The organism is Endozoicomonas sp. 2B-B, from assembly GCF_053470045.1.
The window spans coordinates 636,342-654,098 of record NZ_JBLZMU010000001.1; the positions used below are offsets into that span (position 1 = coordinate 636,342).

General features: G+C 48.6%; 16 protein-coding genes. 8 read left to right on the top strand and 8 right to left on the bottom strand.

The genetic code is table 11. The features are described 5' to 3' along the window. Positions 1–495: 495 nt before the first annotated feature. Positions 496–852, top strand: coding sequence for a PilZ domain-containing protein (locus tag ACOMHB_RS02575; RefSeq protein WP_448215372.1), 357 nt, complete (start codon positions 496–498; stop codon positions 850–852). On the opposite strand, the gene ACOMHB_RS02580 is transcribed toward ACOMHB_RS02575, so the two are convergent. Both ACOMHB_RS02580 and alr read right to left on the bottom strand, forming a co-directional pair. Continuing rightward, positions 853–1,341: an Lrp/AsnC ligand binding domain-containing protein gene (locus ACOMHB_RS02580; RefSeq protein ID WP_422136430.1), complete on the bottom strand. Its 489-nt coding sequence runs from the start codon at positions 1,339–1,341 to the stop codon at positions 853–855. A 254-nt stretch (positions 1,342–1,595) separates the two neighbouring features. Beyond that, positions 1,596–2,693, bottom strand: coding sequence for an alanine racemase (alr, locus tag ACOMHB_RS02585; RefSeq protein WP_448215373.1), 1,098 nt, complete (start codon positions 2,691–2,693; stop codon positions 1,596–1,598). A gap of 351 nt (positions 2,694–3,044) precedes the next feature. On the opposite strand from alr, the gene ACOMHB_RS02590 reads away from it, so the two are divergent. Then, complete coding sequence (locus ACOMHB_RS02590) at positions 3,045–3,923, top strand: SMP-30/gluconolactonase/LRE family protein (protein ID WP_448215374.1); 879 nt, start codon at positions 3,045–3,047, stop codon at positions 3,921–3,923. On the opposite strand, the gene ACOMHB_RS02595 is transcribed toward ACOMHB_RS02590, so the two are convergent. Then, positions 3,904–4,443: a BPSL1445 family SYLF domain-containing lipoprotein gene (locus ACOMHB_RS02595; protein ID WP_448215375.1), complete on the bottom strand. Its 540-nt coding sequence runs from the start codon at positions 4,441–4,443 to the stop codon at positions 3,904–3,906. The genes ACOMHB_RS02590 and ACOMHB_RS02595 overlap by 20 nt on opposite strands. Before the next feature lie 193 nt (positions 4,444–4,636). Further along, complete coding sequence (locus ACOMHB_RS02600) at positions 4,637–6,991, bottom strand: autotransporter family protein (RefSeq protein WP_448215376.1); 2,355 nt, start codon at positions 6,989–6,991, stop codon at positions 4,637–4,639. A 181-nt stretch (positions 6,992–7,172) separates the two neighbouring features. Between ACOMHB_RS02600 and ACOMHB_RS02605 the strand changes: the two genes are divergently transcribed. Beyond that, the gene (locus tag ACOMHB_RS02605; protein WP_448215377.1) at positions 7,173–7,604 is read left to right on the top strand and encodes a hypothetical protein; all 432 of its coding nucleotides are present in this window, start codon (positions 7,173–7,175) and stop codon (positions 7,602–7,604) included. A 46-nt stretch (positions 7,605–7,650) separates the two neighbouring features. Then, positions 7,651–7,926, top strand: a complete 276-nt coding sequence (locus tag ACOMHB_RS02610) for a hypothetical protein (RefSeq protein WP_448215378.1) — start codon at positions 7,651–7,653, stop codon at positions 7,924–7,926. Here ACOMHB_RS02610 and pdxA read toward each other — a convergent pair. Beyond that, positions 7,890–8,894: a 4-hydroxythreonine-4-phosphate dehydrogenase PdxA gene (pdxA, locus tag ACOMHB_RS02615; protein ID WP_422136437.1), complete on the bottom strand. Its 1,005-nt coding sequence runs from the start codon at positions 8,892–8,894 to the stop codon at positions 7,890–7,892. The two genes, ACOMHB_RS02610 and pdxA, sit on opposite strands and share 37 nt — an antisense overlap. A 112-nt stretch (positions 8,895–9,006) precedes the next feature. Then, complete coding sequence (locus ACOMHB_RS02620; protein WP_422136438.1) at positions 9,007–9,765, bottom strand: DeoR/GlpR family DNA-binding transcription regulator; 759 nt, start codon at positions 9,763–9,765, stop codon at positions 9,007–9,009. A gap of 170 nt (positions 9,766–9,935) precedes the next feature. Between ACOMHB_RS02620 and ACOMHB_RS02625 the strand changes: the two genes are divergently transcribed. The 4 genes from ACOMHB_RS02625 (at position 9,936) to ACOMHB_RS02640 (ending at position 14,819) form a co-directional block, all read left to right on the top strand. After that, positions 9,936–10,574, top strand: coding sequence for a paraquat-inducible protein A (locus ACOMHB_RS02625; protein WP_448215379.1), 639 nt, complete (start codon positions 9,936–9,938; stop codon positions 10,572–10,574). Then, positions 10,571–11,224: a paraquat-inducible protein A gene (locus ACOMHB_RS02630; protein WP_448215380.1), complete on the top strand. Its 654-nt coding sequence runs from the start codon at positions 10,571–10,573 to the stop codon at positions 11,222–11,224. The genes ACOMHB_RS02625 and ACOMHB_RS02630 overlap by 4 nt, the downstream gene beginning before the upstream one ends. Further along, positions 11,221–13,524, top strand: a complete 2,304-nt coding sequence (locus ACOMHB_RS02635; RefSeq protein WP_448215381.1) for a PqiB family protein — start codon at positions 11,221–11,223, stop codon at positions 13,522–13,524. The genes ACOMHB_RS02630 and ACOMHB_RS02635 overlap by 4 nt, the downstream gene beginning before the upstream one ends. A gap of 233 nt (positions 13,525–13,757) precedes the next feature. After that, the gene (locus ACOMHB_RS02640; RefSeq protein ID WP_448215382.1) at positions 13,758–14,819 is read left to right on the top strand and encodes a patatin-like phospholipase family protein; all 1,062 of its coding nucleotides are present in this window, start codon (positions 13,758–13,760) and stop codon (positions 14,817–14,819) included. A 97-nt stretch (positions 14,820–14,916) separates the two neighbouring features. Here the strand turns inward: ACOMHB_RS02640 and ACOMHB_RS02645 are convergent, their stop codons facing one another. Continuing rightward, a complete protein-coding gene (locus ACOMHB_RS02645) occupies positions 14,917–16,131 on the bottom strand; it encodes a hypothetical protein (RefSeq protein ID WP_448215383.1) in 1,215 nt (404 codons plus the stop codon). A 226-nt stretch (positions 16,132–16,357) separates the two neighbouring features. After that, positions 16,358–17,548: a hypothetical protein gene (locus tag ACOMHB_RS02650; protein ID WP_448215384.1), complete on the bottom strand. Its 1,191-nt coding sequence runs from the start codon at positions 17,546–17,548 to the stop codon at positions 16,358–16,360. Positions 17,549–17,757 lie beyond the last annotated feature (209 nt).

The following is a 17,757-nucleotide window of genomic DNA, read 5'->3' on the forward strand; positions in this document are numbered from 1 at the left end:
CGTATTTAAACTTTCAAATTCCCGAATTCTGCGAGCCTTGTAAAATTGCAGTTATCTTTGTTTGCAAATTAACGAAACAGGCTCTTGTAAAACGGGGCGGACCATATAGGACTCCCTGGGTAATAAGATGTCAGCAATATTCCCCATCTGGAGCTTATTAAAATTGATAGATTGACTCTACTGGTCCATCTGAGTCGGTCTGATACACAGCGTCCCGGCAGATGGATATAAGCACTCAACCATACGAAATCGTATTTTCTGACTTATTGTTCAGGCACTCTGACTGCGTTGCAACTCTGGTCAAATAGCTTGCTATGTTCCCGTCGTTTCGCCTTGCAGAGCACCTGCCCAATAAGCCAGACATATTCGATTTCGTATGGCAGAGTACTAAAGGTAACTTATAACAGAATTGGGTTGCCAAATGCAGCAGAATTTTGTCATCTTGCTAAAAAGTCGGTATCTTGAAATTTCGCTTTATGAAAGAGAGGAGTTGTTATGACGGATACTGTACTTGAGAAGCGGCGCTATCCACGCAAGGTTCTGGCTGAGCCCGCCCAGGTCGTGGACAATGACAGTGGTCAACTACTGGGGGTTCTGGAAGATGTATCCAGAGGAGGGTTCAGTATTACTACGGATCAACCCATTCGGTTGGAAGACGTCAGGAATGTTACCATGGTACTGCCTGGTCTTAATGACACAGCGCACCACGTAACACTGGTGGCCAAATGCGTCTGGTGTCAGTCTGGTAATAAACAGGGCGATCACAGCATGGACTTTGCCGCTGGATTCCAGCTTCATGATATTGAAGAGCAGGATGCAGTCGCCCTGAATTATTTTATCAGGGATTACTGATTAGTCAGGAATTGGGAGATTCAGTGTTTCTTTCAGTTCTTCCATGACAATGTAGCTTTTGGATTCCCTCACTCCCGGAAGCTTCAGTAATATGTCGCCCAGCAACTCCCGGTAAGAAGCCATTTCTGAAATACGGGCCTTGATCAGGTAGTCAAAGTTACCGGAAACCAGGTGGCATTCCAGCACGTTTGGAAGAGCGACAACTGCCCGTCGAAACTCGTCAAAGATATCGGCCGATTTGGTATAGAGGCTGATTTCAACATACACCAGCAAGCCTGCTTGAAGGTACTGGGGTTTTAACCGGGCACTATAGCCCTGAATGATGCCTTCCCGCTCAAGGCGTTTGACCCTTTCCATGCAGGGTGTGGTACTCAAGCCCACCCGATCTGCCAGATCCACATAGGAAATTCGACCGTTTTCCTGGAGTGTGCGAAGAATATTACGATCGATCCTGTCCAGTTGCCGGACGACTTCTTTTCGACTTCTCATTTCAGCAATCGTCTGATTCAGGTAGTTTTGGGCATGGTGTAAATTACCGCATTGCTCCAGGTGTCGATGTACACCAGGACGCCTTTTTCCCCGTGGCTCCTGACCGTCATAAGAAGGCTTCAGTCACGGACTGAGAAGAGTATGGCACGTGCAGAGAATATACAAGTGCTGAAACGGTTCTGCAATGTAAAGGATTTGACAGATGCGCTGGTTATTAAAGCGTTCCCGGCAATCGGACAATTTTTCAGGTGGATTCATACTCTCTCTTTGCAGGTAACTTGCTGAGAGTACGAAATAGGAAACCGGTTTATATTACACAACAGCTGATAGGGAATTGTGCCCGCATGTCGTGCTACTTCATTCACCGACAAGTCTTTACCCCAGAGTAAAGCAGGATCTCCCACGTTCACATCACCTATTTCTGACAAATCAACCGTTAACATATCCATGGAGACCCGACCTGTCAGTGGTACTGGCTGACCATTGACGAGTACCGGCGTACCATTGGGAGCCAGGGGATAGCCATCGGCATAACCCATGGCGATGACGCCTAAACGCGTCGTCTTGTTGGTCACTGCGGTACCGGAATAGCCTACCGGGCTGCCAGCAGGGATTTCCTTGATATTGATAATGGCTGAGTGGAGCTCCATGACAGGCTTGAGCCTGGATTCAATGTTATGAGCCTGATCAAAAGGAGAGGCTCCGTAAAGCATAAGACCGGGGCGGCTCCAGTCTGCCCTGGCAGCGGCACAATGAATGAGACCGGCCGAATTGGCAATGCTTCTTTTACCCGGCAATCCAAGGGTATGTTGCTCAAAGACTTCAAGCTGCTGCAGGGTGTAGCCATTGTCAGTTTCGTCGGCACAGGCAAGGTGAGTCATCATGAGAATCTCGTCGATCCAGGGCAGTTGCTCAAGCCTTGCCCAGGCATCGCGATAATCGCCGGGAAGAATACCCACTCTGTGCATGCCGGAGTCCATTTTCAGCCAGACCCTGACAGGCTTCTCCAGTGGGGTTTGTTCAAGCTGTCTTACCTGTTCCGGACTTTGTACGACAATGTCAATATTTTCTGAGGCAATATTGGTGAGTTCGGAATGTTCAAAGAATCCTTCGAGAATAAGCAGACGGTTTCTGATACCGGCTGCCCTGAGCTCCAGGGCTTCTTCAATACAGGCCACTGCAAACCCGTCGGCTTCCTCTGACAGGGAGTGGGCACATCTGATGGCACCATGGCCATAAGCGTCGGCTTTTACAACGGCCAGAACATTGCCCCCGCCCGCCAGTGATTTAGCCAATCGATAGTTATGCTTTAGAGCGTCAAGATGAATGACGGCCCTGGCCGGACGACTCATAGTAGTCGCATTTCCCCCGAGTCAAATCAAACAGCCATGAGCCGAAAATACAGCTCAGGCTGAAGTCTGAAAATGGCAGCAGAGTCTGATAGCGCTGCATTTTCAAAGTTATCTGGATGCTATCAGTTAATAAGTTATTGCTCTTTAAGTGTTTTTATTAATTCTATTAGTAACTAAATAATACCCTTTATAGCTAATTCTCCCTATATTTTGTTTCTTATTGTTCTAAACAGTTGGTCGTCATCTGTATCTAAACTGTCTCTCCAAATGAACATTCACCTGCGATGGCAGCTATTTTTTCATTAGACCGTCAGAGGTAGCGTTTTTTCGGTCACACTCAAGAGGGGCAGTATGATTTTTGTTGATGGGCTGGAGTATCCAGTGTCCGCTTTGATATTAAACGACGGAAGTTTAGTTGTTTCAGAAGTCGGTCAGGAGAGAGGTCGTCTGACCCGGGTTTCAGCCTCAGGAAAGCACCGCCATGTTTTTGCGCAGGTCGACAGGCCCAATGGTATTTTACAGGACAACCATGATGGCAGTATCTGGGTTGCCGAAACCCGTGAGCCATCTCTGCTCAGGCTCAACCCCGATGGCTCGCTGGCGGAGAGACTTTACGGAGACGGTGAGAACCCCTTTCTTTGGCCCAATGATATGACTCTGGGGCCTGAAGGGGCCATTTACCTGACAGATTCTGGTATCCGCGTCGCTGACCTGATCACTCGGGAAGGGCCTGATCCGGAAGTCTGGGAGGGGCCAATGCAGGGAAAATTGTTTCGCATTGATCCCGTCAGTAAACAGGTGGATTGCCTTGATGACGGGTTTCGTTTCGCCAATGGTATTGCCTTTGCTCCTGATGGGAAGCTCTATCTCAGTGAGTCGGCAACAGGGAATATCTATCGTTATCCGTTTACAGACAGACTGGAGGTTAGCAGCCGTGAACAGTTTGTGTCGGTCACCGATACTGCCGGCCCATGCCGGGTTGTGGGGCCCGATGGAATCTCTTTTGACAAAGAGGGTAACCTTTATGTGGCCATGTTTGGTCAGGGGCATGTGGCCACTGTCACTCCCGATGGCGAGATTCATCGAACCATTGTGACCAGAGGCTCATGCCCCACCGATGTTGTTTTCGGTGGCAAAGGTAGCAAAAGACTTTACATCACCGAATATCAGCGGGGTAGAGTTGAAATCACCGAAGTACCTGACGAGGGTTTTACTTTTCAATTTTTGTGATTTTGGAACCTTCCAGAGTCAGGTTATACATCAATCCCTTGTTATTGCTGATAAAGCCAATGATGGGAGCTCTAGCGGTTTTAGTGTCTATACCTTCTCCGGCACCAAACTCAGCAATAGCAATACTACCATCGATACCCGCTTCCCAACCTTCGCTGTTCACGAAGTTGTTCAGAGCCTCGCTGGTCATGAACATGACAATCTGGGAGCGAGCCTGTGCGCCCAGCTGGAAACCGATAGAGGCCGATACGGTATTGTAATAGTCCTGTATTGCTCCATTCTTTAAAAGTGCGCCTTCACCGTATTCACCACCCACAACCAGCCCGCCTTTCAGAACCTTGGGGAAGACCAGGATTCCTTTCGCTCTGCTGCCCAGAGATTTTGCAGCACTGCTCTGTGCATAAAGATTTTTCAACGCTTCATGGACGGTAGCATTGAGTTCAGTGCTGGAAGCAGCATGGGCAGAAAGTGACAAGAAAAGGATAAAAGCCGTTACCAGGAGGTGTCTGAGAGAAGCCATATCGGTGCGATTCCGGTAAATAGTGTTGGTCAATGTGGGATCTTGCAGGGTATGTAAAACGAGAGTACCTGCTTTTCCGGGCGAATAGTACCAGATAAATGAGTGGGTTGAAGGCTTTAATACCGGGAGGGAGGGAGAGAGGGAAAACGAGAGTACAACACCCTGAAACAGAGTCCTCTCGAAAGCGTCAAAGTTAGAAGTCGTACTTCATTCTCAGGTAGTAGTTCTGAGCTTTGTAATCTGAACTCTGGTTCAGTTCATAACCCACAACGAAGCTCATGTTATCGTTGCGACGGTAGGTCACACTGGCTGAAGCCTGATAGCTGTTCTTGACAGCGTCGGCCCCTTTTGAGGTGAACTCGGGTCCACCGAGCACGTAACGTGTGGTGGTTTCTACGACATCACCCTTAAAGTCATGCCAGGCCATCAGTTTCAGAGAAGGTTCGAGTTCACCCTGGTCGACTTTGAAAGCCTGACTGATTTCAACGCCAGCACCCAGCTCGACCTTTTGATATTTCTGGCTGTCCACATTCAGGGCAAAACCGGTCGCATACTTGTCATCTTCCTTAAAGGCTTTACTTTTGACCATGGTGTAGTTGAAACCGACCATTGGCACTATCTTCATCTCACCAAAGCTCTGGTTCATGCCCAGCATGGTGGTCAGGCCGTACTGATGACTGATATAGTCCGAAGTAATCGGCGCATCGACAAAGCCATCGATATAACGGCTACGCTCGTTGTTACTGCGACCGATGTTAATGACGCCATCCAGGAACCAGTTATCTTGCTCCCAGGAGCCGTAGAGGCTGACCTGGTAGTTCTTGATGGTAGAGTTGTCATTAGAATCGTGTTTGTCTATTTCGGCATTGGCTACAGTGAATGCAGCTCCTACCAGGTAGTCATCGTTGATGGTGGTTTCTGCGCCCAGTGTCAGACCACTCAGATCGGCATCGAAACCGAAAAGTCTGTCTCCACCATCGTTTCTGCGATCATCCTGAGTGACGTCCGAGCCAAGAACCTGCAACCAGAAACCCTGATTGGTGTAACTGCCACCGTATGACAGCCCAGTGTCAGACAGGTCATCTTCCTGAACCGCCCTGACGTGGGCCAGAACGTTGGTCTTAACCTTGGTTTCTGCCGTTACGTTGGTCATCTGGACGGCGTCAGAGTTGTTGAATTTACTCTCCCTGGCGAACTCAGCCAGTTTCTTTACATCAGTAATGTTGGAAACAGTCTTGTAAAAGTTATTGAAACTCGTGGAGTTGATGGGGTCCCGGGTGATCACTGTCATCGTAGCCGCCAGAGCTTCTTCAGTGGTGGCCCCGGCACCTTCCTGTGCAATCAGATTCTTAAGTGCTTCGAGGGTTCTTGGTGTCAGATCTGTGGTCAGAGCATTGCCGTTCTGTGTGACCTCGGTAGTATCAATCAACACAGAGTGCTCAATTGTCAGATCGGAAGCATTCAGGTTAGTGTTGGCTTCAATAATTTTTGCATCTTCTACGGTGTTGCCAGATTCTACGACTTCCAGGGAAGGAACAATTTTCAGCGTTGAACCTGGGTTAATATTGGCAGTACCGGTGACAATCAGAGCTGCATTGGTGGCGGAGTCGGTATCCATCTCTGTTGTAATGACCCCTGTTGAATAAACAGTCAGATCACCATCAATGGTCTGTGCTCCGGGTTTGTCAAAGCTGGCAATACCATAGATTTTGACGTCTGTTGTACCGGAATTCTTCTTGATATCACCTCGGAAACTGGCTACGTATGAATCTGACCTTACGACTGTGATGCTTTCAACATCCTCAATATCGCCACCAAATGTCGAGTTACCACCTATCGTCAGAATATCACCGGGTCCGGTATAACCCAGCACTTTGCCCTCTACCGTACCGTCAACGACTCCCATAACAAGGGCTCCACCGGCATCGCTGAAGTCAATAGAAGTATCTCCGTTTGTTTTCAGTACACCGCCATTAACTAAGATCGTAGCATTTGTTCCGAGCTTCCCACCTTCGGCTGCTGTGATGGCTCTGTTACCTTGCAGTGTCCCGGTTATGGTGACGATGCCCGACAGCTCTTCTTCAATTCTGAAAGCATCTCCGTCTTCTACCTGAATAGTGCCGCCCAGATTGGTTTCTCCAACATTGATTTGAATGACGCTGGCTTCGCCGTTACTCAACAGGATACCGTGGGCTGTACCTTTACCATACAGGCCGCTGAGCGAAGGCATATTCACGGCGTAGCTGGTATTAGCCTGGCGATAGAGCAGAATGGCTTCGCCATTCGGGTTATCGAGATTGATATTGACTGGCTGAAGTAACGAGCCCTGGACGTAGAAAGTACCGTTGTCAGCATCCAGAATGAATGCATAGGTGTCGGTTGCTTCAGCATTAACATTGCGTGTCACTGCACCGAATAGCCCGCTGGCGGCGTAACTATCGCCGTCACTGGTGATTTCTGTCACTGCGCTGGACTGGGTGGCGGCAAATGGAATTGTTGCAGCAATCACTGCAGCGAGAGTCTTCTTCCTGAACAGGCTCTTGTTCATCCTTTCTTCCTTGCATTAGATGACTGCGATTTTTTCAAATTTGAAATCCGGCTGAATCCACTATCGGCACACGGCTGGGAATACTTCAGGGCTGAAGAGAAAAAAACCGGACTTTGGTCAATTGACAGGTCAGGAGGTCGATATTTCTCTGGTCCTTTACCCATGAATGGAATCAGACCGGATGAATCAAGACAGGAAGGGTGAGGTATTTTCGGGGCTAAGTGTCTGCAAAAAACGCCTGGCAACGGCCATATCGGCGGTGATGGCTCTGACCTGTGAAATAGCCTATTCCAGACAGATTGTGACCAGCAGCGAAACCATTGAGCCTAACCAGATCATTCAGGCCTTGCCTGAAGATGAAACCGCTATTGAAATTCGCAATCCTTCTGGCAAAAGCGTGCTTCTGATTGAGGGACTGGTTTTGAATCCGGATACCGATGGCAATGCACAGTCTGCTGTTCGATACATTGGCTCGAGTTCCGGTCTTCTGCTGTGGCTGGGCCCAAAAGGCGAGATAAGAGGGGAAGGACAGTCAGACGGCATTCTGATTGACGCGGGTCAGGAGCCCGACTCTGAAAATCCTCATTGGACTGAGAGGAGGAGCAGTCAGTGATATCTCGGGAGTAGAGCAGATCATTGTTTATGATCATGGCAGAGACGTGGATGATGCACCTGTTCTGAAAGGCAATATCCTGCAAGGCTCCAGTATCGAGCGTCCCGATTTGTTCATAGAAGGGCCGTTGAAGATTGTTAATGATGCCACCACTGCACAGACGCTGGATGTGGATATTCAGCAATCAGGCAATGGACGTTTGATTATTTCTTTACCTGAAAATGCAGAGACAAGCACCCCTGTTGTGGTCACCGGGCAGGTTGATTTTGGTAGTTCGCCCGCTATTCAGGTTGTTCCCACTGGTGAAACCTTTGTCAGATAACGGATTGCCACTGCGATGGCCTCGGCCATACTGATGGCAGAAGCAACGCCTTTCCCGGCAATGTCGTAGGCAGTGCCATGATCTACTGAAGTTCTCAGGAAGGGTAAGCCGCAGGTGATTGAAATGGTTTTATGGAAGTCCACCATTTTGGTCGCAATGTGTCCCTGATCATGATAGAGCGAGATGACAGCATCAAACTTTCCATTCAGAGCCTGATAAAACACCGAGTCAGCAGGCAGGGGGCCGGACACGTTCAACCCAAGCTGCTGTAGTTCAAGAACAGCAGGCCTGATTTCTTCCTGCTCTTCATGTCCAAACAGTCCGTTATCTCCACAATGAGGATTTAACCCGGCTATAGCCAGATGGGGGGTCTCAATACCCAGAGATTTCATGGCATCAACCGCTTTTTGAGCACATTGAATCAGGTGATGTCGGGTGACGTAGTCACAGGCCAGCTTGAGAGACAGATGTCGTGAAAGAAAAAAGACTTTCAAGCCCGCAACCTCAAATAAAGTGAGTGGGTTCTTGCTGTTTGTCAGCTCGGCAAGAATCTCGGTGTGTCCTGCCTGTCTGATATTAGCCGCGTCCAGGGACATCTTATTAACAGGGGGCGTTACCAGAGCCTGGGCCTGCCTCTCCAGAGCCAGTTGTGTTGCCAGTTGAATACAGTCGTAGGCCATCTTTCCTGCGGCTGGGGAAACTCTGCCCGGCTCGACACTTTGAGGAGGGGCAGGTGGCTCAAGGACATTGAGAATACCTGTCCGTGGATCAATATCCGAACAGGCCTCAACAGAGTTGATAGTAAGAGGCGAAGCGCTGATCGAAATGGCTTGCTGAAGAATCTCCACGTAGCCGACGACCAGCAATCGACAGGTATTGGAGAAGTCATTGGTTAAAAGTGCCTTTATCAGGATTTCCGGGCCAATTCCGGCCGGGTCACCCATTGGAATACAGATAAGGGGTTTCATCACTCACAGCAACGTCTGGCTGGACTCAGTCTGATTGATAGCTGTGAGTTTAGTCCATGCAATCAGGAAGAACATGCCATCCTATTCAAAGTATAATTGCATTGCCGTACAGTCAGGAGCGGATGATATTACCACCTGCCTCGCTGATGGCCGCCAGGCTCTCATCATCGAAACGGCTGTCTGTGATAATGGTATCCAGCTCATTCAGCTGACAGATGGTTTTCATGCTGGAAGCGCCAAACTTGCTGGAGTCTGCCAGCAGTACACTGCGGGCTGCACGTTCCAGCATCTTGCGACGAATAAAGTAATGGTCGGTAGACGCAGTAGTCATACCGTGTTGCAGACTCCAGCTGTTGGTTGCCAGAAAGGCAACGTCAGCATTAATGCTGTCCAGGAAGGACAGGGCAGTTGTGTCACAGTGAGCCTTGGTAATGGCACTGACCAGTCCCCCCGTCGTGTAGACCTTGGCGGTTGAAGAGTCTGACAATTGCAGAGCAATTTTCAGGTCGGGCGTAATAATAGTGACCTTCATGCGCATCAACAGCTTGGCCAGGGCCATGGTGCTTGTGCCAGCATCCAGCAGAATGATCTGCCCTTCCTTGACCAGATTGAGGGCCTCGTGAGCAATGGACTTTTTCTCTTCAATGTTGACGGCGTTCTTCTTTTCGTAGGGGATATCTTCCATCAGGAAGCTTTTAGATACCGCACCGCCATAGGTGACGCGCAATTTGTCTTCCTGCTCCAGAGTTCGTATGTCGCGACGAATAGTCATCTGGGAAACATCGAATTTCTCCGCCATCTCTTCGATGTTGGCACAGCCTTTCTCTTCAACATAAGACAAAATGTGCTCTCGACGCTCAACGGGAAGCATACCTGGACCTCTTGAATCATTGTGTATCTGTTATTAACGCCTCTCAGGGAGCTCTGGGGCGTAGTACTGGTTCGTGCTGCCGATATAGAGACAAGGCAATCAGAACAGCTAAAATTCACTGGCAGATTATATGGCAGAATTTGTTCAGTTTCTTCCCCAGATATACCTATATGGTTAAAAAAGAGACGAGTTTTGATTCAGGCATCAGGCTTTGTCCTGACTGTGATCTGATGATAAATACACCGGTCTTCAATCATGACCCGGCCTGTCGGCAGCAGGCTGTATGCCCCCGATGTGGCTGTGTGCTGGAGTCTCATCGCCCTGCAGGCATTCAGAGTAGTCTGGCTCTGGTTGTGACTGGCTTAATTCTGTTTATACCGGCCAATTATTACCCTGTTCTATCCATGGATATTCTGGGAAATGAGCAGCAAAGCACGATTTGCGGAGGTGTTGCTGCTCTCTATCAAGGGGATTATGGTGCTATAGCTTTGCTGGTGCTCCTGTCTGCCATACTGATCCCTCTTTTTCGCCTTTTGATTCTGCTTAAAATCATTGTATCTGCCATCACTAGCCGGGGGCGCAGAATATCCAGAAGTTTGCTGAGACTTTATACCCGCCTGGAAGAGTGGGGCATGACGGAAATCTATTTTCTGGGTGCGCTGGTCGCGGTCATCAAACTGGCAGATATGGCCAGCGTGCAGATAGGTACAGGGTTATATTGCTTTGCCGGACTGATGCTCTGCGAACTGATTATTGCCCAGAACCTGAACGAGCATGAGATCTGGACAATGCTGGGAGAGGATGAATGACTGCATCGGATTCGGAGCAACCCGGCCCGATGTCCAGCGGTGCTGATTGTGGGATAAAACTCTGTCTGGATTGCCACAGGGTTTGTCAGGCAGAAGATGTCCGGTGTCCCCGTTGTGGCAGTAAAGTGCGATCCAGAAAAAAAGACAGCCTGTCCCGTTGTTGGGCTCTAACCTTCACCGCCGCGCTGCTCTACATACCTGCAAACATGCTGCCGATAATGATCGTAAGTCGTTTTGGGCGCAGCAGGCCGGATACGATCATGTCTGGGGTTATGGAGCTGATACATCATGGTATGGCACCCATTGCGCTGCTGGTTTTTACAGCGAGTATCCTGGTCCCTTTGATGAAACTTTTGGGCATGGTATGGCTGCTGGTTTGTGTGCATACAAGAAGGATCAACCCGGGTCGTCAGACTGCCTTGTATCGATTGATTGTCTGGATTGGCCGCTGGTCCATGCTGGATATTTTTATTATTTCCCTTCTCGTCGCACTGGTGCAGTTCGGGCATCTGGGCACTGTCACGGCGGGTCCTGCGGCTTTTGCGTTTGCCGCGGTGGTGGTGTTGACCATGTGCGCGGCAATGAGCTTTGACCCCAGATTACTTTGGGACCGGTCAAGGCCGTTCAGTCTGAAAGGAGATCAACAATGAGCGATGAAAAGATCGCTGTGAAGGCTGATCTGAAAGAGCGTCGTCGTGTTCCGGCTATCTGGCTGCTGCCCCTTATTGCTCTGATGATTGTTGCCTTTCTTATCTGGAGAACACTGTATCAACACGGGCTCGAAGTTCACGTTCATTTTGACAGTGCCAAAGGCATGCAAGTAGGCAAAACAGAAGTCAGGTACAACGGTCTGGCGGTAGGTAAAGTCGCTCGAATGACCATGACGAAAGACCTTGAAGGTGTCGATGTCGAGCTGGAAATGGATCGGCAGATGCAGAAGTATCTCAGAGATAACAGTCAGTTCTGGCTGGTTCAGCCCCAACTTTCTGTAGCGGGCGTGTCCGGTCTGGATACTCTGGTCTCTGGCAACTACATCGCTTTTAAGCCCTCTGAGAAGGGGGTAAGACAGCTATCCTTTTCGGCGCTGAAGTCGCCTCCTGCGCCGGGCATAGAAGACGGTGGGCTGAGCCTGATACTTCAGGCTGAAGAGTTGTCCTCTGTGCAGGAGGGAAGCCCGGTCTATTATCGCCGTCTGAAGATTGGCGAAGTGACTCGCTACGCTCTCTCATCGGATAACGAAAGAGTTGATGTCCATGTTTACATCAAACCGATGTTCACTCATCTGGTAAGAAAAAATACCCGTTTCTGGAATGCGGGAGGGGTGGATATTTCCGGAGGTCTGACGCACCTGAAGGTCAGAACCCAGTCGTTGATTTCCATTATCCAGGGCGGGGTCGCTCTTTACACTCCGGAATGGGAGGAAAAAGAACCGAAAGCATCCGATGGCACCCGCTTTCCTTTGTACGACGATTATGACGCAGCGGAAGCGGGAATTCGTATTTCTATTAAGTTCCCTCTGGATGTCGCTCTTGGCCAGGAAAAATCAAAAATACTGTTTCATGGTATGGAAGTGGGCGTTATCAAGAATACGTCGTTTAATGAGGATTACTCAGCCATTATTGCCGAGGCCGTTATTCGTCCTGAAGCCAGGAACATTTTGGTAAAAGGTGCCCGTTTCTGGATGGTGGCACCACAAATAAACCTCAAAGGCATCACCGGCCTGGAGACCTTATTGGCTGGCCGCTATATCGCTATGGATGTCAGTCAGGTTGATATGAAAAATGCCGAACCGGAAACAGATTTTATGGGTCTGGCCACCAAGCCTCCGGCTTCACCATCTTCTCCGGGCTTACACCTTGAGCTCAGGGCTGACTCCCTTGAAGGTCTGAATCAGGGTAGCCCTGTCCTCTACAGAAAAATGCCTGTTGGTGAAGTGGAGTCCTACACGCTGGGAAAACAGGAAGTGGTGATCAAAATATTGATCAAGCCCAAATATCAACATCTCGTGAATAAAAGCACGCTTTTCTGGAATATCAGCGGTGTAACTCTGGAAGGTGGGTTGCAGGGATTCAAAGTCAGGACAGGAACACTCAACTCTATGATTTCAGGAGGCATTGCATTTAAAACCCCAAACCCTGATGCAGCCAAAGTTGCCAATAAAACCCGGTTTGTTTTGTATGATGATATTAACCGGGCAAGTGAAACCGGCAAGGTGATACATATTCAATTTGAATCGGCGGATGGCCTTCAGGTAGGTACACGACTGAAGTACAAAGGTCTGGAGATGGGAAAGGTGACAGAACTTAATCTGGATGATGCCAAAAAAGCCATAAAAGCCAGCGTCTTACTCAATGGAGGCGCTGATTGGCTGGCTCGCAAAGGTTCCAGGTTCTGGCTGGTTAAACCTAAACTGGGTCTTACCAACACAGCTCACCTGGAAACCTTGTTGACAGGTCTTTATATCGACGTATCGCCAGCACGCTCCCAGGCTGCTGCCAAGCGTGATGTTTTTGTTGCAGACCCAAGAGCGCCTGATGATCAGCCTCGTTCTGGTGGTCTGCGTATTCGCTTGGTCAGTGCTCAGCTGGGTTCCATTAAACCGGGTAATCCCGTTTATTACCGGGAGATTCCGGTAGGCGTGGTTACCGGATTCAAGTTGGGTAACCCTGCCAACAAAGTCATTATTTTTCTCAACATCGAAGATCGCTACGCGCCGCTGGTAACCCATAAAAGCCGATTCTGGAATGCCAGTGGCGTGGATTTCAATTTTGGTTTGTTCAGTGGTGCCAGGCTTCGAACGGAATCCCTCGAAGCGGTTCTGGCGGGTGGCGTTGCCTTTGCGACGCCGGAGCAGGGACACAGGGTTGCTCCTGAAACTTCGTTCGAGCTGGCGGATGAACCGCAAGCTGAATGGCTGAAATGGGCTCCTGCCATCGTCTACCCTGAATAGTTAGACATGCTAAACGACTATTTGCATCTTTTTCTCATGCAGGCATCATAGGAACCTGTTTAAACAACAATACTGACAGCAGGAAGCCATTGCAGTCTATTTGAAGCCAGGTTTCCAATAAACGTTCTGGCGGCACGAGGCAAGGCGGTGGTGATTCATTATGATTTTGCAGCCGGAAAAGCGACTTCCATTCCTGAAGATATCCGGCAAGCGTTGTTAGAGCACGTTCAGTAATGACTGATGTCCTTGAAATCAGGGCCGGTTCCACAGCTCTGGAAAAAATACGAGATGAAGGTCTTCCCCAGTCCGGTATTGATATCATGCTGGGGGCTTCAGGCGGTCCCAAATGGTTCGTGTTAACAGGTCTGGACAAGTGTCTGATCGGTGAATATTTTAAAGACAGACAGCAGCCCCTGAACCTCTTAGGTACGTCTGCGGGAGCATGGCGCCTCAGTTGTTATGCTCAGGAAAATGCCCTCGAAGCTCACCACCGGCTTGAACAGGGTTACTTGCTGACAGAGTATTCAATAGAGCCAGATGCTGCGGAGGTCAGCCGAAAGTGCCGGGTTCTGGCCCGGGACATGTTGGGTGAGAATGGAGCAAACGAGATTCTTGCCAATGGGGTCATAAGATTTAACCTGATCGCAGCCAAGAGCCGGGGGCTTATCAAAAGCGATGTGAACCTGAAACAGCTCTCGGGACTCAGCCTTGCAGCAATCGGCAATACATTCAGCCGCAAAACACTGGGGGCTTTTTTTACCAGAACGCTTTTCCATCATCCTGATGCCAATGCTCCGTTCTACAAAATGGACAACCTGCCAACAGAGAGGGTTTCTTTATCCGAAGAGAATATGCTGGATGCCATTATGGCCTCCGGATCAATTCCTCTGGCGATGGAAGGGGTGCGGAATATTGCCGGTGCCCCGAAAGGTGTGTATCGGGATGGCGGCATCACAGACTACCATTTTGACATGGCATTTCCGAAGGGAGAGGGCCTGATTCTTTACCCTCACTTCTATCAACGAATCGTGCCTGGCTGGTTTGATAAAAGCCTGAAGTGGCGAACACCGGCCATTGAACACTGTGACAAGCTGGTTTTGGTGTACCCTTCTGAATCCTTTGTCAGCAAACTTCCCTATGGCAAAATTCCGGACAGAACCGATTTTAAAACCTTTTCTTTTGATGAAAGGGTTAAGTACTGGCAAAAAGTCATTAAAGAGAGTGACAGATTGGGAGGCGCTTTTCTGGAAGCTATCGAAACAGGAAAGATTCGACAGGAAGTAAAACCTCTTTAAGAAGAGAGGTCAGAATGGCACCGAAAGTCATAGTTTAGCATTCAAAGGAATCAGCAGAACAAACGTCTTCTGGCTCTCGAACCTGTGATGATTGCGCTTATTGTTTTATTCCACTGTCAACGGCAACTTCACTGACGGGAAGACCAAGATAAAGCGAAGGGTTGTGATAGATTTCACACGATACAGGACGATCTTCGTCATTCTGAATATACGATTGAGGGCTCATAAAAAAGTGTAAAGATAAATCTGCATTGTGCTCGTATTCACTGACCACATTCATAATGGCTGTGAGTGCATTCATTAAATTACTATGTTGATTATTAAAATGCAGTGGCAGAGGCAGGTGTAGATCATTAAAAAGCATCGCTGGGGTTCCCCATACCAGATGAACATTTGTAGACTCTGAACAGCTGCTGCAAGGATTGAAGGCTTCTGGAATAATAGCTGCAAGCATCACCGGCGTGACTGTGCCAGCGGCAGCCTGATTACCCGCATCGGCCACCGTCATTCGAGTAACGATCAGCTGTAACATATTTCCTTCCTGAATAGCTTGAAAAACAGCAGTAAGATCGATCATCAGTGAGGCGTTCTGAAACTCAGCAGTGAGCAGGTGAGTCATTCCCATATATGACAGGTCCGGCCATTGAGATGGGTCTATTTTCGCCGCTCTTTCACGAGACAGAGCCTCTACCCTGGAATGGATTGGCAACGTTAACAGTACTGTCTGTCCGGCTCCTGCACTACGCGCTGCCAGAGACATTTTTTCCAGGAACTCCATCTGCTTTTGCTTTTGCTCCACCATCTCAAATAGCTTTGGCAGACGTTCCTGATCCCCCTCCTCCAACTTAAAATTTACATGATCTATCCCGCTGAGATGACCCATATCTACAAGACTATAAGCAATTCGCTCAGCCAATGCCTTGGCATATGCATCGCCATCTTCTTCTGCTTCTGCCCGCGCGATAGCATCAAAAGCCCAGTCTTTGACTTTAACCTGAACAATCAACGTATCATCATTTTCACCCTTCTTTACCGACAAGAATTTATAGGGTATTGGATCAAACGCCCCGGGATCAGGTATCTCAAAGTTCGTTGCTCCGGTGGTGTTTTTAGCTGCAGAGCTTTTCATATCTTCATCAGCGGAGGATGACGGACCGGAAGGTGGAGAAGTAGAGTTCCCGGAATCACAGGTTCGGCAGAACACCTCTTTGCCGCACCTCTTACAGGTACCGGGTGCAGCCAGCACTTGCACGCTAAGTAACAAAACAAATAAAGAAAGCCATCTCGATTGATGAATAAAATAATGATGCATATCCCAATTCGCCCTTAATAAAAAAACGAATATGAGCATAGACTAAAATTTTGCACTGCAAGCCAGGGAATTTCTTAAAGAAAGGCAAGCTCAGCCCAAACCGATAATATGACAGCTCGCCCAGGATCAGAGGTCAGTTTATGATGCGGTCAAACCGCACTGGCATAATCAGCAGAACAAACGTCTTCTGACGCCTGAGTCTGTGATGATTGCATTTATAGTCTTGTTACATCTTCGCTGAAAATGCACTATCGGGAAGATTTCGATTAATCGAATGTTCGATATCGGGGATTGATGATAGAGGATCTTCGTTATTCTGAATATACGTTTGAGGAGCCGCAAAAAAGTGTAAAGATAAATCAGCATTTTGCTCGTATTCACTGGCCACATTCATAATCGCTGTGAGTGCATCCATTAAATCATGTTGATTAAAACGCAGTGGCGGGGGCAGGTTCTCATCATGATAAATCATTGGCACGGCTCCCCATACCAGATGAACATTCGGAGACTCTGCTTGATCACGGCGCTGAGTGGGGTCTTCAATAAGAGCTGCAAGCATCACGGGCGTGACTGTGCCAGCGGCAGCCTGATTGCCCTCATCTGCAGCCGCCATTCGGGTAATGATCAGCTGTATCATATTTCCCTCCTGAATAGCCTGAAAAACAGCAGTAAGGTCGAACATCAGTGAGGCGTTCTGAAACTCAGCAGTGAGCAGGTGAGTCATTCCCATATACGACAGGTCCGGCCATTGAGATGGGTCTATATTCGCGGCTCTTTCACGAGTCAGAGCATCTACTCTTTCATGGATTGTCCACCTTCTAAACGTTATTGCTCGTTCGTCTTCTGCACCAAGCGCTGCCAGATACATTTTTTGCAAGAACTCGATCTGCTTTTGCTTTTGCTCCACCATCTTAAATAGCTTTGGCAGACGTTCCTGATCCCCCTCCTCCAACTCAAAATTGACATAATTTATCCCTTTGATGATATTGCGCATATCTACAAGATTAGAAGCCATTTGCTCAGCAAATGCCATGGCACATGCATCGCCATCTTCTTCTGTTTCCGCCCTTTCGATATCATCAATAGCCCAGTCTCTGATTTTAAATTGAACTATCAACGTGTCATCATTTTCCCTCTTTACCGACAAGAATCTATAGGGTTTCAGATATAACTCCACGGAATTAGGTGTCTCAGAGTTCGTTGCTCCGGTGGTTTTAGCTGCAGAGCTTTTCATGTCCTCATCAGCAGAGGATGACGGACCAGAAGGTGAAGAAGTAGAGTTCCCGGAATCACAGGTTCGGCAGAACACCTCTTTGCCGCACCTCTTACAGGTACCGGGTGCAGCCAGCACTTGCACGCTAAGTAACAAAACAAATAAATAAAGCCATCTCGATTGATGAATAAAATAATGATGCATATCTCAATTCGCCCTTAATAAAAAAACGAATATGAGCATAGACTAAAATTTTGCACTGCAAGCCAGGGAATTTCTTAAAGAAAGGCAAGCTCAGACCAAACCGATAATATGACAGCTCGCCCAGGATCAGAGGTCAGTTTATGATGCGGTCAAACCGCACTGTCAGAATCAGCAGAACAAACGTCTTCTGACGCCTGAGTCTGTGATGA

Bases quoted from the DNA above. Each gene is read 5' to 3' on its own strand.
- ACOMHB_RS02575 (WP_448215372.1), top strand. From the start codon at position 496: ATGACGGATACTGTACTTGAGAAGCGGCGCTATCCACGCAAGGTTCTG.
- ACOMHB_RS02580 (WP_422136430.1), bottom strand. From the start codon at position 1,341: ATGAGAAGTCGAAAAGAAGTCGTCCGGCAACTGGACAGGATCGATCGT.
- alr (WP_448215373.1), bottom strand. From the start codon at position 2,693: ATGAGTCGTCCGGCCAGGGCCGTCATTCATCTTGACGCTCTAAAGCAT.
- ACOMHB_RS02590 (WP_448215374.1), top strand. From the start codon at position 3,045: ATGATTTTTGTTGATGGGCTGGAGTATCCAGTGTCCGCTTTGATATTA.
- ACOMHB_RS02595 (WP_448215375.1), bottom strand. From the start codon at position 4,443: ATGGCTTCTCTCAGACACCTCCTGGTAACGGCTTTTATCCTTTTCTTG.
- ACOMHB_RS02600 (WP_448215376.1), bottom strand. From the start codon at position 6,991: ATGAACAAGAGCCTGTTCAGGAAGAAGACTCTCGCTGCAGTGATTGCT.
- ACOMHB_RS02605 (WP_448215377.1), top strand. From the start codon at position 7,173: ATGAATCAAGACAGGAAGGGTGAGGTATTTTCGGGGCTAAGTGTCTGC.
- pdxA (WP_422136437.1), bottom strand. From the start codon at position 8,894: ATGAAACCCCTTATCTGTATTCCAATGGGTGACCCGGCCGGAATTGGC.
- ACOMHB_RS02620 (WP_422136438.1), bottom strand. From the start codon at position 9,765: ATGCTTCCCGTTGAGCGTCGAGAGCACATTTTGTCTTATGTTGAAGAG.
- ACOMHB_RS02625 (WP_448215379.1), top strand. From the start codon at position 9,936: ATGGTTAAAAAAGAGACGAGTTTTGATTCAGGCATCAGGCTTTGTCCT.
- ACOMHB_RS02630 (WP_448215380.1), top strand. From the start codon at position 10,571: ATGACTGCATCGGATTCGGAGCAACCCGGCCCGATGTCCAGCGGTGCT.
- ACOMHB_RS02635 (WP_448215381.1), top strand. From the start codon at position 11,221: ATGAGCGATGAAAAGATCGCTGTGAAGGCTGATCTGAAAGAGCGTCGT.
- ACOMHB_RS02640 (WP_448215382.1), top strand. From the start codon at position 13,758: ATGACTGATGTCCTTGAAATCAGGGCCGGTTCCACAGCTCTGGAAAAA.
- ACOMHB_RS02645 (WP_448215383.1), bottom strand. From the start codon at position 16,131: ATGCATCATTATTTTATTCATCAATCGAGATGGCTTTCTTTATTTGTT.
- ACOMHB_RS02650 (WP_448215384.1), bottom strand. From the start codon at position 17,548: ATGCATCATTATTTTATTCATCAATCGAGATGGCTTTATTTATTTGTT.